Raw genomic sequence first — 13115 nt, forward strand, 5'->3', positions numbered from 1 at the left:
AGTGCATGCTGACTCTTGCTTCCCGCTTGGACGCCATGCAGCGTCTGGGCCGGGCGATGGCCGACCCCACGCGTTCACGGATCCTTCTGTCGCTTCTGGCGTGCCCCGCGCATCCGGCAGAGCTCGCCAACGCGCTAGACCTGACGCGCTCGAATGTGTCGAACCACCTGGGTTGCCTGCGGGACTGCGGGATCGTGGTCGGCACCCATGAGGGCCGCCAGGCCCTTTACGAGATCGCTGACCCCCACCTCGCACGTGCGCTCACCGAGCTGGTCGAGGTCAAGCTGGCCGTCGACGCGGACGCCCCCTGCCTCGACGTCGCCTGCGAGGTGCCTGGTTGCCACGACGGCAGGTCCGGCGCATGACGGCCGCGGCGCTGCTCCAAGCGATCGGGCTCTTCATCGCGACCAACATCGACGACATCATCGTGCTCTCGCTCTTCTTCGCCCGAGGTGCCGGACGCCCCGGGACGACCGCGAAGATCTTGGCCGGGCAATACCTTGGCTTCGTCGGGATCCTCGCCGCCGCACTCGTGGTGACCTTGGGGGCGGGGTGGGCGCTGCCAGAGGAGGCGATTCCCTACTTTGGGCTCATCCCCCTCGCGCTGGGTCTCTGGGCTGCGTGGGAGGTCTACCGCGGCGAGGGCGACGACGATGATGCCGCCGTGTCAGGTAAGAGCGTTGCCGTGGCGACCGTCGCCGGCGTCACCTTCGCCAACGGTGGGGACAACATCGGCGTTTACGTCCCGGTCTTCCTCAACATCAGTACTCCCGCTGTCATCACCTTCTGCATCGTTTTCCTCGTGCTCGTGGCAGTGCTGGTGGCCACCGCCAAGTTCGTCGCCACGCGTCGACCCATCGCCGAGGTCCTCGAACGGCGGGAGCACATCCTCTTCCCCATCGTCCTGATCGGACTGGGCGTCGCAATCCTCGTCGGCGGCGGCGCGTTCGGTCTCTGATGTCACGCGCCTGAACTGGTTTGACGGGTGGCGTGGGGCAGGATTTCCTCGGCGGTCTTGGTCCAGATGAATGGGTGGCAGCGCTCGTTCCAGCCGTCGATGAAGGTGCTGATCGCTGTGACGAGTTGCTTGACGCTGTCGAAGGAGCCGCGGCGGATGGCCTGTCGGGTGATGATCCCGAAGAAAACCTCGACGAGGTTGAGCCAGGACCCGCTGGTCGGGGTGAAGTGCAACGTGATCCGCGGGTGCTTGGCCAGCCACTGCTTGATGTCCTCGTGCTTGTGGGTGTGGTAGTTGTCCAGGACCACGTGCAGCTCCCGGCGCGGGTAAGCCCTGGCGACCTTCTTGAGGAAGTCGAGGAACTCGGCCTTACCGTGCCGGTCGTAGCACTGGTCGGTCACCGCACCGGTGGCTACCTCGAGAGCGGCGAACAGCGTGGTGGTGCCATTGCGCTTGTAGTCGTGGGTCGCCTTCTCCGGCAAGCCTGGTCGCAGCGGCAGGATCGGCGCGGTCCGGTTCAAGGCCTGGATCTGGGACTTCTCATCCACGCACAGCACGACCGCCTTCTCCGGTGGGTTCAGGTACAGCCCGACCACGTTGATTCTGTCAACCTCGTTTGGCCCCAGGGTGACGGTTTGATCCGGCCCCGCCGGAAGTGAATCGCCGGTAAGTGTTCGCCGACGACGACGTGCTGTATGCCCGCCGTCGCGGCGACCGGCGTGTCGGCGAGAATCACCCGCATCCGTCCTCACGGCCAGCCAGCAGGGAAGGATCGCAGCTTCACCGGGACCACCGACGTTCGTGCTCGCTCAGCCGGGCCAGCCGGTGGGGCTGGCATGGTGGCTGCACCCCGGCTGCGGCCAGGACCGTAAGGAGATCTATGCCAAGCCCTCGCAGATCAAGTCCCGTGACCGTTTGATCCGCCCCCTCGGTGTGGCGCGGAGTGAACCGTCGCGGGAGGCGAAGGACGGCTGCTAGCGCGTCATGGTGAGGGTTCCCAGTAGTCCGGCGATCAGGAACCCGGCGGCGAAGACCAGGAAGCTGACCAGGGTCATCGACGCCAGCTTGCCCCGACTGGGCCGGTCGGGCATCGCCTGGTGCGGTGTCTCGGCCGGCGGCGTGGTGGCCGGGACGAGCCGGTATCCGCTGAGCGCCGCGCTGGCCGCCGCTACCGCGGCCGCCTGCGGAACCGGGGTGCCGTCGGGGCGAACCGTCATCATGCCGTGCTTGAGGCCGTGATCCACCAACCACCAGTTCATCGGCAGCGCCACGACGAACCCGGCGCACAGCGAGATCGATATAACGAACCAAAACGTCGGCCCGGTCGGGCTCATCGCGTCCATGTTGTGGGTCATCCAGGGCACCATCACCGCGGTCATCCCGCCCATCACCGTGTTCATCGACAGCAGCTCGGACATGAAGGTGCCGGTCAGCGACCGCCGGTAGGAGCTGAACATGCTCTTCATGAACAGGGCCTGGAACACTGTCCATCCGAAGATGAACCCGAGCGCGTACTCGCACAGCACGTCCGCCCACATCGGCAGGCCCAGCCGGGAGGTGATGACTGCGGCGGCCAGGATCCCGATCCCGTCGCCGGCCACGCAGTGCATGGTGGAGCCGACCACCTGCCGCCATTTCGCAGCGACGTACAGCTCGTGGGTGCCGGGCAGCGGTTCGCGGCAGCTGAGCACGTACAGCAGCGCCCCGAATAGGCCGCTGAACGCGGTGATGATCACGAACCCCCACTTCATCACCGTGGCCTCGGGGGTGGTGTGGATGTCGACGGCGACGAACGCAACTGCGATCGCGACCTGGATGAACCACAGCAGCATTACCCCGTCGAGAATCACTGCCCGCCGCCTAAAACTTGGGGGCCCGCCGACCGAATCACCGAGTCGAAACGCCGGGCATTGCCGGGTGGCGGAGCGGTCCGCCACGCGCCTTCACCGGTGGCCCTCACCGCGTTTGCTGTCCGCATGGTCATGGGGCTTCGCTCCTTCGCCGAGGTCATCGAGACTGGGTCAGGTCGTCGCCGAGCGGCGACTGGGTCGCTCATTTTGCGGGTTTCATCTCGTCCTGGACGACCCATTTGTGGTTCTTCATTGTCATACCACCGGCGGTGTAGTCGACGACGTAGACGGTCTGGTCGGTCGAACTGGCGATCGTGGCGGTCGCGCCCTTCATGCCGGGCATGTGGTCGGCGGTCAAGACCACCTTCGTTCCGTCGGCGAGCCGGCCAGTGCCGGCGTTCTTGATTTCTTGCTGCACCACCCACTTGTGGTCCTTGACCGCCGGCCCGCCGGTAGTGGGGGTGTAGTTCACCGCGTACGTAAAGGTGGAGTACGCCCCCACGACGGTGGCCCGGGCACCGTTCATGCCCGCCATGTGATTCGCGGTCAGAATCACCGTGCTACCGACCGGGTACGTGGGATGCGCAGCCGGCTTCATCCCGACCGGGACGGGACCACCGTCGCCGTGGTGCATCGGCATGGTGGACGAGCTCATCGACATGTGGCTTATGGGGGTGCTGGAACCGGTGCCGGCCTGATCACCGGAACCGCCCGAGCACGCGGCCAGCGCAGCGGCAGCTCCGGTAGCCGCCAGTGTCAGCAAGAGTCGTCGGGGCAGTTTCGAGTTCGAGATGTCCATCCTTCCACCATATACCCCAGGGGGGTATATGGTGGAAGGTGGGGGTACACGCGTCATCGCGCTGCCTGCACCGTTGCCTGGCTGTGGGCGAGTCGGTAGCTGGTGGTGCCGGTTTCGATGATGGTGCCGTGGTAGGTGAGCCGGTCCACGATCGCGGCACATAGGCGGGGATCGGTGAACGTGTCGGTCCAGCCGCTGAAGCTTTGGTTGGACGCGATCGCGATTGAGTTCTTCTCCTCACGTTCGGTGAGGACCTGAAACAAGAGTTCCGCGCCGCGGCTATCTAGTTCCATGTAGCCAAGCTCGTCGATGATGAGCAGGTCGACGCGGCCGTAGCGGGCGATGGTTTTCGCGAGGATCTTATCGTCGGCGGCTTCGACGAGTTCGTTCACTAATCGGGTGGCCAACGTGTAGCGCACCCGGTGACCTTGCTCGGCGGCCGCGGTGCCCAGCCCGATGAGCAGGTGGGTTTTGCCCGTGCCCGAGTCGCCGATCAGGCACAGGGGTTCGCCTTTGCGGATCCAGTCGCCCTTGGCGAGCTGGTGGATGGTCGCTGCCTCGATCGCCGGGTTCGCGGTGAAGTCGAAGTCACCGATCCATTTGCTGCGGGGAAACTGCGCCGCCTTCACACGACGCATCGACGAGCGGCGATCGCGATCGTCGACCTCAGCCAGGAGCAGTTCGGCCAGGAACCCCGGATACGACAGCTGTTCCTTCTTGGCCACGCCGATCGCTTCATCCAGCACCGCCCGGATCGTCGGCAGCCGCAACCGGCGGCAGGCTTGGTCGACGGCGGCCAGGGCGGCTTCCTCGGTCAGGCCGCGTCGTCGCCGCAGAGTCGGAGTGATCGCGGTCCCGGGCGCAGTGGGCATCAGCTGGTACTCGCTTTCGTCGGGCCCTGCGCGGCGGCGGTGGTGGTGCGGCGTCGCGGCAGAAGTTGGTCGTAGACGGCCACCGAAGGAACCGGCCGGGTATCCGGCGGAAGACCGGCGATCACCGCAGCCGGGTCAGTCAAGCGTCGTTGTGTGAGACTGACAACGCGTTGCTCATGAACACCGTCGTGAGCAACAAGGTGACCATCAGAACTGGCCCCACCTTCGCCGCCGATGCCAGCGTCACAGGTTGCCGCGTGCCGGCGGGCTTCGACCGCGACGACCTCGGCGGTCACCGCCCCCACCCGCAAGGCGGCCGTGATGCCGGCGACCACGGCGTCGGCCGGCAACCAGCGGTGCAGCAGCAGAACGTCAATGAGCTCTTTGGTGCCATCGGTGTCGCCGTTGACCCTGCGGGAGGCGGCCCAGAACGCGTCATGCGCGGGCGTGAATGTTCCCTTGGCGCGGGCATCGGCCAGGGCGGTCGAGCCCGGTAACGCGCCGGGCTTGTGTCGCAGGACTTCCAGGTAGTGGTCCAGGTCGACGACGCGCCCGCCGCGGGCGGCGACCCGCGGGTGGGTGGCCACCAGGGTGTGGCCGTCGAACACGACCAGGTGCGAGGCGCGTAGCGAGACGCGGACCTTGCGGCCGATCAGGTGCGCGGGCACCGAGTACTTCATCATCCGCACGGTGATCATCGCGGATCGGTCGACGCGTGGGTGCAAAACCAGCCCGGGGTCGAACCTGTCGATCGGCAACGGTGCCAACAGGTTTCGTTCAGCAGCGTAATCGACACCGATGGTGGCCAGCTTCCCGTCGATCCGCCGGCTGTCGTCGTCGGCTTCCCATCCACGGATCTTGTTGAATCGCCCCGGGTTTGTTAGAGGCTCGTAAGTGCCGTCCCGGCGGGCGCCGGCACGGGGTTCTCATGATGGTAGACGTCCTCGAACTCGACCGGAGGGACCAGCCTGATCTCGCCGTGCACACGACGATGGTTGAACCAGTCGATGTACTCCGCGACCGCGATCTCCAGGTCCTCGATGGACTTGAATGGCCCCTTGTTCCGGATCAGCTCCGCCTTGAACAGCGAGTTGAACGCCTCCGCGAGGGCATTGTCATACGAGTCCCCCGTCGAGCCGACTGAGGCGACTGCGCCGGCCTCGGCCAGCCGCTGGGTGTATCGCACGGCGACGTACTGGACTCCTTTATCGCTGTGATGCCGTAGCCCGGCCACGTCTTGGCCTGCGCGCTGACGCGTCCAGAACGCCATCTCCAACGCGTCCAGGGCCAGGTCCGTGCGCAGCGACTTCGACAGCTGCCAGCCCAGCACCCGTCGGGAGAACACGTCGATGATGAACGCGGCGTACACCCATCCGCTGAAAGTGCGGCAGTAGGTGATGTCAGCGACCCACAGCTGGTTCGGAGCCGCCGCGGTGAAGTCTCGCTGGACCAGGTCTTGACGCTCATCCGGGCCGCGGCCTGGGACCGTGGTCCTCGGTCCCTTCGCGCGGCTGATCCCGCGCAGGCCTGCGGCTCGCATGAGCCGCTCCACCGTGCACCTGGCCACCTGCAGGCCCTCCCTCCGCAGTTGCGCGTGGACCTTCCGGGCCCCGTAGACCCCGTAGTTGGCCTCATGCACCCGCCGGATTTCCACGAGCACCTGCTCATCGCGCAGGCTGCGCACTGAAGGAGTGCGCGTCTTGGCCGCGTAGTACGTGCTCGGTGCGATCTGTGTGCCTGCCGCGGACAGCGTGGCGCAGATCGGCTCGACACCGAACTCGTGCTTGTGTTCGTCGATGTAGTCCACGATCAGCGCTGTGGGCGGTCGAGCTCCGCCGCGAAGAAAGCCGACGCCGAGCGCAGGATCGCGTTCGCCCGCCGTAGTTCACGGTTCTCCTTCTCCAGCTCGGCCACCCGGGCGGCTTCGCTGGTCGTGATTCCGGGGCGGTGGCCGTGGTCGATCTCGGCTTGGCGGACCCAGTTGCGCAGCGTCTCGGGATTGATCCCGAGCTGTTCTCCTACGCGGCGGAATGCTCCGGTCCTCGTGGCGGGGTCTTGACGGGCTTCCAGCGTCATCCGCGTGGCGCGTTCGCGGAGCTCGTCGGGGTACTTCCGTGGTGCGGGCATGCTCTGCATCCTTCCGTTGGATCAGAGCCTCCACCAGACCCGGAGCGATTCAGGACGAACGTCGGGTCAGTTCAGCCATTCACCGACTCGGCGACAGTGTGACCTGCCCCGGGTGGATGGACCGAAATGACTTCTTCTCTGCGATCGATCTCGCCGTCTTCCCGTCGACGTGGGCCGAGCCGTTCGGCTTGGTCGCGGCGGAGGCCATGGGCGCTCGTTGCCCGTTCGTCGTCAGCGACTCCGGAGCCCTACCTGAAGTGGTTGGCGCGGACTACCCGTTCGTAGCTCGTGCAGGCGATGCAGAAGACCTTGCCCGGACGCTGACTGCTGGGCTCGACGCCCCCTGGTCCGAGATGCTGACTGCCAGCTACGAGCGTTGGGAGGCGCTGTTCTCCCCCGAAGCAGGCAGAGGGCGCCTCGCGACCCTACTCCAGTCCCTACCCACGTCTACTCGAGGAGTTGTTACTGCATGAGGGCCTCCATCGTCGTCCCCAGCCGAGCCGGCGCAGAACGACTGCCCGTCCTGCTCTCTGCACTGCAGCGCCAGACGGAGTCGGATTTCGAGGTGATCGTCGTCCTCGACGGTGACATCGACGGCTCCGAGGCCCTCGTCCGCGATCACCCGCTACGCGGTCTGCGAACCATCGTGTTCCCCGAGAACCGAGGACGTGTCGCTGCCCTCAACGCCGGCTTCGCAGATGCGACGGGTGAGGTGCTCATCCGCTGTGATGACGACCTCGAGCCCGGCCCTGAGTTCGTCAGCGAACACATCAAGGCCCACGAGGAACTCGAATGTGGAGTGGTGGGCATCTACCGCAATGTGATGGCCGACACTCCCTACGCACGCGCCTACGGGAGGGACGCAGACCGCCGCTTTCGCGAGGCGGCCTATAGGGCCACGCCGGACCAGCGATGGTTGTACTGGGCAGGCAATTGCTCCGTCACGCGAACGATGTGGGACAAGGTCGGTCCCTACGACGTGCGCTTTCGGGCGTACGGCTGGGAGGACGTCGACTACGGTCTGCGCCTCCACGAAGCGGGGTACCCCATCGTCCTCCGACAGTCGCTCGAGACGACGCATCACGCAGCCGCCAGCACGACCGAGGCCCGCGTTCGTCGTGCCTACCGTTCAGGCCAGGCGAAGCGACTCTTCGACAAGATCCACGACGGCATCGCTCCGGCGGGGCTCGCGCCTACGAACGACTCGGTATGGAACGTGACGAAGAATGTGCTGCAACGCGCGCTCGAATACGACCGCGCCCGCCGCGCATCCGGCATCATCGATCGGGCCCTCCCGTTCATTCCACGTATGGCTGCCACGAAGCTGGTCGCCCTCCTCGTCGAGGCCGCAGCAATCGCCGGGTACGCCGATCAGAAGGACGCTGCCAATGACTTCTGACCGGCCCAGGGCCGTCGTCCACTGAAGGGGGCATCCTGTGTGGTCTGACCTGCGTTATCTCATCGGTACGTTCGATCCGCGAAGCCGCAATCAACTCTTCGCCAATGTCTTCGCGCAATTCTTCCTCGCCCTCATGGATCTTCTGGGCGTGGCCGCCATCTATCCCCTCATGCAGGTCGCGATGGGCAAGAACATCGACGAGGGGACTTTGGGAACGCTTCATCGGCTCCTGGGCAGCCAGGACAAGAACCACTTCGCCGTCACACTGGCAGCTCTCATGGCTCTGTCCTTTCTCATCAAGGCCGTTCTCACAGCCGTCCTGCAGTGGTGGGGAGCGGGCGTCGTCACACGCCTGCAGACGGGCACCTCGCGGAAACTGCTCCAGAGCTACATGTCCGAGGGTTACCTGGAGCATCGTCGCCGTAATACCGGCGAGGTCATCCGCACCGTTGGGGCTGCCACTCAAGCAGCGCACCAGAATGTTCTCAGCGGGTTCATCGGAGTTCTGAGTACCCTGATGTCGGTCGTGGCCATCGGGACGCTGCTCATCGTCGTCACCCCCGTCACGGCGCTGTGTGCGGCGCTCTACTTCGCTGTGGCGGTCTTCATCATCCAGCGTGTACTCGGCCCGGCGAACCGTCGCGCTGGCGAGGCCGCGCAGCACTCTGCGTGGCTCAGCAGCAAGACGTTGATGGAGGCCATGCACGGTTTCCGCGAGGCAAATCTTCATGGCGCGAAGAGTTTCTTCGTCGACCGTTACGACCATTACAACGTCGCCAACTCTCAAGCGGCCCGCAAGGCGAACTTCCTGGCCCAGCTCCGAAGAACCTTCTCGAGTTCGTGACGATGATCGGGCTGACGATTCTCATCGTCGCGTCGGTCCTATCGGGCAACGCTGAATCCACCATGCCCATTCTCAGCCTGTTCGCCGCGGCCACAGTCAAGGTTCTGCCGCTGATGGTCTCGCTGACGGCCACCATCGGCAACATTCGATTTGGCCGCGAAGGCCTGCACATCACCGTCGCAGCTCTTCGCGGCATGCCTCGAACGGCGGGCGAGAGCGCATCACGAGGTCGCCGTGCGGGCACGCTCGTGCCTCACCAGAGTCCGTTACCCGTCACTTCCGACCTGGAGATACGCCACGTCTCCTTCAGCTACGAAGACGGCGCAGGCAATGTTTTGAACGACATCAACCTGCAGATTCCACATGGAACGTCCATGGCGCTGTGCGGGCCCAGCGGCTCCGGGAAGACGACATTGGTCGACATCATTCTCGGTCTGATGTCCCCCTCCGAGGGGCGTGTCACGTACGGCGGGGTCCGAACGGACGCGAACGATCGGCGCTGGTTCGATGCCGTCGCGTACGTTCCCCAGGATGTCTATCTGCTCGATGACACCCTGGCGAACAATGTGGCGTTCGGTATTCCTGAAGCGGATCAGGATCCGGCGAGGATCGAGCGATGCCTCGAGCGTGCCGAACTGGGTGACGTCGTGGACTCGTTAAAAGATGGCATCCGCACCGAGATCGGCGAGCGCGGCACACGCTTGTCGGGGGGGCAGCGGCAGCGGCTCGGGATCGCGCGAGCACTGTATCGCGGGCCCCAGGTGATCGTTTTCGACGAAGCAACATCAGCGCTTGACAATGCGACGGAGCACAAGATCACCTCGACGATCAACGGCCTGAGGGGTGAGATCACGACCATCATCGTTGCCCACCGCCTCTCGACCGTCCGTGATGTCGATGCCCTGGCCTATCTGCGTGATGGTCACGTGGAGGCGTACGGAACGTTCTCCGAGGTGGAGGCCCAGTCGCCGTCCTTCGCCAACTTGGTGCGCCTGGGGAGGCTGGACGCCGTGGAGCCGCCGCCGGGGCCCTGGACATGGAGCCGTCATCGACGGGCACCTTCGACCACTCGAAACGTCCCCGGTTTCGGTGCCGTTCGCGGTCGGCGAGACACGGCAAGCCTCGCGCACTCCTGATCACGCACAGCTTTCCCCCGAATGTGGGAGGAGTCGAAGAGGTCGTCTCGTCGCTCGCCGCAGGGTTACGGCACCACCCGACGGTGTCAGCAGACGTGCTCACGCTTGCCCCGGCCGAGGCATCCGACGATGCGCGTTTCGCACCCGCGCGCATCCTGCGCGGCCTGTCTCTTGCCGCCATCCGAGCCTCCACGGCGTATGACGTCTTTGTCTTTCACTCCCCGGTCCTGAAGCTCTCGTGGCTCCCCCTCCTCACAGGAAAGCCACGGATCAATGTCATCCACGGGCGGATGTTCGACGCCGACGACCCCGCGCAAGTCGCCGCGGCTCGATCATCCGCACCTCGGCGGGCTGTCTTCCACCTGACTCGACGCCAAACTTGCCTTTCTGAAGAGCGCTGACCTTCGGATCGCCGTCTCGGCTGCTGTGGCCGATGAGACGGGGCCCGGAGCACGCATCGTCCACAACGGGTGCGACCACTCGACCTTCACCTGCACGGCGCCCATTGAGAACCGCGACCCGCGCCGTATCGTCTTCGTCGGGAGGCTCTCCCGGAGAAGGGTGTGTCGGTCCTCGTCGACGCCATCCGACAACTCGAGTCGACCGGTGAGGACCCACATCTCGACGTGATCGGCGATGGGCCGTGCCGTGAGGAGTTGGAAGCGCGCGTCGCGTCGGCGGGCCTTTCGAGGAAGGTCATGTTTCTCGGCAAGCTGTCCCCCAGCTCGGTCGCCGCGCGCCTCAACGACAGCGCTATCGCGGTCGTTCCCTCGCTCTGGAGCGAGGCGTACGGTCTCGTGGGTGTGGAGGCGCAGGCTTGCGGTTGCGCGGTCGTGGCCTCTGACGTGGGCGGGTTGCCGGAGGCCCTCGGGGAGGCTTGCCTGCTGGTGGAACCTGGATCGGCGAGTGACTTGGCGCGTGCACTGCTAGAACTGACCGACCCTCAGACGCTTCATCGCCTTGCAGCCCGCGGCCAGGCACACGCCCGACAGGCGACGAGGGACGAGATGGTCCGCATCACGCGGAGGCCATGTCCGTCGTCGCCTCGCGCGAGTGCAGCCGCAGACGACGTTTGCGGCGTTTCGTGACCGCCGCTCTACGCGGATGACCCTCTACCTCGCGATCAGCTCAGAGGGTCAAGCAGCCCGGGAGGCTTGACCGCGAGCGAACCAGCTCGAATTTTGACCTCGGTGACGAGGTTCCCCCAGCATGTCACGACTTCCCGAGCAGCTTGCGTCGCCTGCTTCTTCCTCATAGTCATCAGCACCACGTTGCGGGGGGCGGCTGTCACAGCTCTCGTGACAAGTCTAGGGAGCCGGTGCAGGCGTTGGTAGAGCTCCGGGTGGCGGTGCCACACGAGTACTTCGCCGCACGACGCCGAATAGACCTTGCGGAGTAGCACATGCTTGTCGCTGGTGGGGCGGAAGTACATGAGCATGTCCGGTGCCGCTGCCACATCGGCTCCCACCCGCAGGGCCAGCCGGATGGAAAGCTCGAAGTCCTCGATGCCGTATGGAGGCAGGGCTGTGTCGAAGCCCCCGGCCGCGAAGAAGACATCGCGGCGGAACGCGCGTTGCCGCTCATCACGGCGTTGCCGAAGCTACCGCGTACGACACATTCGGGGTTCAATATCGGCGCGTCCGGGTCGAAGGGCTCGCGCATCTCACGGTTGAGCCCTGCCACGACGTCATGGGCCAGCAACCCGTCATGGGCTGCTTGGACCCATCCTTCGGCCACCTGGTCGTCACAATCACAGAACGCGAGAAATCGGGCGCGACTCTCTTGGGCTCCGCTGTTGCGGGCTGCCCCGGCACCCTTCTTCGCAGAGGCGTCGATGACCCGCAGGGGCACGGGAAAATTTCGAGCGATCCCCTCGACCACATCCCGCGTGTCGTCGGTGGAACCGTTGTCCGCGACGATGACCTCCCAGCGGATGCGCGAGCGTTGGGCGCGTAGCGCGTCCAACTGCTGTCGGATGACGTGCGCGCCGTTGAGCACGCAGATGATGACACTGAGGTCAGGCCCTGGCTCGGTTGGCTGCGTCTCGATCATTCGGACCCCCACAAGTGCTCCAGTGCTTCGGCGCGATGCCGCAGCGTGTGCTCGGCCAGCGTGCGGCGACGCCCCTGCTCTCGCAACGCGGCGTAGGACGAAGGGCGGGCCATGACATCCCGCGCGAGCGCGACGAGCTCGTCGTGGCCCTCGAAGACGAGCACTTCCTCGCCGGGCACGTAGTACTCCTCCACGTCGACTCGGTCGACCAGCTGAACGGCGCTGACACCGGCGGCTTCGAACGTGCGCATCGTGAAGCCATCCTGGTCACCGTGGATGTTGAGTGTCGCGATGCTGTTGCGCATGATCGCGAGGGCGTCCGTGCCGGGCACGTCTCGGCCACTGGGGATCCCCCTGCTCGTGAGACGCCACGTCCGCGCGCGGTCATACGGGTGATCCGACCATCCTCTCCCCCACGCCTGCACGGGGACCCGCACTCATGAGGGCCTGCAGCGCATCCTCGCGCTTGGCGAGCGGGGCACCGATGAACGACACCACGCCCCGGCCGGCTGACGTCGTGCTCATCGCGGCCGTGTCGTCGAAGCCCAGCGGCACGTGCAGGGCGTCGAAGCCCTGGCCGACCAGGGCCTGCGTGTCCAACGCGCTGTAGGTCGCCATGCGGGCGTAGCGGCCCACCAGCTGCGGATCGAAGTCGGTGCGTCGCATCTCGTCGTACATCCACACGGCGACGTGGGAGGCCGATGTCTGCGCTGCCTGCCAGAAGTCGTCGGTCAGCACATCGCCGCGGATCACGAGCACGATGTCGGGCTTCACCTCACGCACGCGTGAGGCCGCCCGTTGCGAGACGACCTGTGGCGACAGGTGAGCGTCCTTGCCGCGCAGCTTGGCCGGCAGCTCGTGACGCGCCTTGCGCCAGACCCGCTCGGCCGACGAGGTCGCGGCGTCGTAGCAGTACGTCTCCACCGTGTAGTCGAGTGACTCGAAGGCGCGGCGGATCGAGGTGTAGTACCCGTGGAATCCGGGCGAGACGATGAGCAGCCGCGTCACGACGTCTCCCCACCGATCTGCTTCGCCGGCACGCCACACGACGCGGCCGGCGGTAACGTCGCGGATGACG

At 65.7% G+C, this 13115-nt stretch carries 14 protein-coding genes, 3 pseudogenes and 1 other annotated feature; of the genes and pseudogenes, 8 read left to right on the top strand and 9 right to left on the bottom strand.

From position 1 onward, the window contains the following. Positions 1 to 5: 5 nt before the first annotated feature. On the top strand, positions 6 to 365 hold the full coding sequence (cmtR, locus tag DYE07_RS14380) for a Cd(II)/Pb(II)-sensing metalloregulatory transcriptional regulator CmtR (RefSeq protein ID WP_010850746.1): 360 nt from the start codon (positions 6 to 8) through the stop codon (positions 363 to 365). Next, positions 362 to 958: a cadmium resistance transporter gene (locus DYE07_RS14385; RefSeq protein WP_006947316.1), complete on the top strand. Its 597-nt coding sequence runs from the start codon at positions 362 to 364 to the stop codon at positions 956 to 958. Before cmtR ends, DYE07_RS14385 begins: the two co-directional genes overlap by 4 nt. Before the next feature lie 2 nt (positions 959 to 960). On the opposite strand, the pseudogene DYE07_RS14390 reads toward DYE07_RS14385, so the two are convergent. The 6 genes and pseudogenes from DYE07_RS14390 to DYE07_RS14415 form a co-directional block, all read right to left on the bottom strand. Then, positions 961 to 1557 (bottom strand): annotated as a pseudogene (locus DYE07_RS14390) (IS630 family transposase); the annotation flags it as partial. A 375-nt stretch (positions 1558 to 1932) separates the two neighbouring features. After that, positions 1933 to 2790 (bottom strand): DUF4396 domain-containing protein, encoded by an 858-nt coding sequence (locus tag DYE07_RS14395; RefSeq protein ID WP_115297032.1) that lies wholly within the window; start codon positions 2788 to 2790, stop codon positions 1933 to 1935. 220 nt (positions 2791 to 3010) lie between these two features. Next, positions 3011 to 3607, bottom strand: a complete 597-nt coding sequence (locus tag DYE07_RS14400) for a YdhK family protein (RefSeq protein ID WP_074046615.1) — start codon at positions 3605 to 3607, stop codon at positions 3011 to 3013. A 53-nt stretch (positions 3608 to 3660) separates the two neighbouring features. Next, positions 3661 to 4479 carry an IS21-like element helper ATPase IstB gene (gene istB, locus DYE07_RS14405; protein ID WP_074046616.1) on the bottom strand — a complete coding sequence of 273 codons (819 nt, stop codon included), beginning with the start codon at positions 4477 to 4479 and terminating at the stop codon, positions 3661 to 3663. Further along, positions 4479 to 5342: pseudogene (locus DYE07_RS14410) on the bottom strand (Mu transposase domain-containing protein); the annotation flags it as partial. The gene istB and the pseudogene DYE07_RS14410, both read right to left, overlap by 1 nt. 17 nt (positions 5343 to 5359) lie before the next feature. Beyond that, positions 5360 to 6606, bottom strand: a protein-coding gene (locus tag DYE07_RS14415) for an IS3 family transposase (RefSeq protein WP_115297116.1) whose coding sequence is annotated in 2 segments (ribosomal slippage) — positions 5360 to 6327 and positions 6327 to 6606 — 1248 coding nt in all. Because the reading frame shifts where the segments join, the coding sequence is not laid out codon by codon here. Next, positions 6200 to 6328, bottom strand: a sequence feature (AL1L pseudoknot). Its footprint overlaps the gene before it by 129 nt. On the opposite strand from DYE07_RS14415, the gene DYE07_RS15455 reads away from it, so the two are divergent. The 6 genes and pseudogenes from DYE07_RS15455 to DYE07_RS14440 form a co-directional block, all read left to right on the top strand. Continuing rightward, positions 6510 to 7079, top strand: a complete 570-nt coding sequence (locus DYE07_RS15455) for a glycosyltransferase family 4 protein (RefSeq protein ID WP_115297405.1) — start codon at positions 6510 to 6512, stop codon at positions 7077 to 7079. The two genes, DYE07_RS14415 and DYE07_RS15455, sit on opposite strands and share 97 nt — an antisense overlap. After that, complete coding sequence (locus DYE07_RS14425; protein WP_115297283.1) at positions 7076 to 8005, top strand: glycosyltransferase family 2 protein; 930 nt, start codon at positions 7076 to 7078, stop codon at positions 8003 to 8005. The genes DYE07_RS15455 and DYE07_RS14425 overlap by 4 nt, the downstream gene beginning before the upstream one ends. Before the next feature lie 37 nt (positions 8006 to 8042). Then, positions 8043 to 8849: an ABC transporter transmembrane domain-containing protein gene (locus tag DYE07_RS14430; protein ID WP_115297379.1), complete on the top strand. Its 807-nt coding sequence runs from the start codon at positions 8043 to 8045 to the stop codon at positions 8847 to 8849. A gap of 2 nt (positions 8850 to 8851) precedes the next feature. Continuing rightward, complete coding sequence (locus tag DYE07_RS14435) at positions 8852 to 9985, top strand: ABC transporter ATP-binding protein (RefSeq protein ID WP_115297380.1); 1134 nt, start codon at positions 8852 to 8854, stop codon at positions 9983 to 9985. A 95-nt stretch (positions 9986 to 10080) separates the two neighbouring features. After that, a complete protein-coding gene (locus DYE07_RS14865) occupies positions 10081 to 10386 on the top strand; it encodes a hypothetical protein (protein WP_172463045.1) in 306 nt (101 codons plus the stop codon). Between the two features lie 156 nt (positions 10387 to 10542). Continuing rightward, positions 10543 to 11073: pseudogene (locus DYE07_RS14440) on the top strand (glycosyltransferase); the annotation flags it as partial. A 199-nt stretch (positions 11074 to 11272) separates the two neighbouring features. Here the strand turns inward: DYE07_RS14440 and DYE07_RS15460 are convergent. From DYE07_RS15460 to DYE07_RS15005, 3 genes are all read right to left on the bottom strand, one after another. Next, entirely contained in the window at positions 11273 to 12037 is a 765-nt protein-coding gene (locus DYE07_RS15460) for a glycosyltransferase family 2 protein (RefSeq protein WP_115297382.1), read from the bottom strand. Continuing rightward, complete coding sequence (locus DYE07_RS15000) at positions 12034 to 12474, bottom strand: glycosyltransferase family protein (protein WP_440588209.1); 441 nt, start codon at positions 12472 to 12474, stop codon at positions 12034 to 12036. The genes DYE07_RS15460 and DYE07_RS15000 overlap by 4 nt, the downstream gene beginning before the upstream one ends. Beyond that, on the bottom strand, positions 12422 to 13115 hold a 694-nt coding region (locus DYE07_RS15005), incomplete at its 5' end, for a CgeB family protein (RefSeq protein WP_502243694.1). The genes DYE07_RS15000 and DYE07_RS15005, both read right to left, overlap by 53 nt.

This window comes from Dermacoccus nishinomiyaensis (assembly GCF_900447535.1).
Lineage (GTDB): Bacteria > Actinomycetota > Actinomycetes > Actinomycetales > Dermatophilaceae > Dermacoccus > Dermacoccus nishinomiyaensis.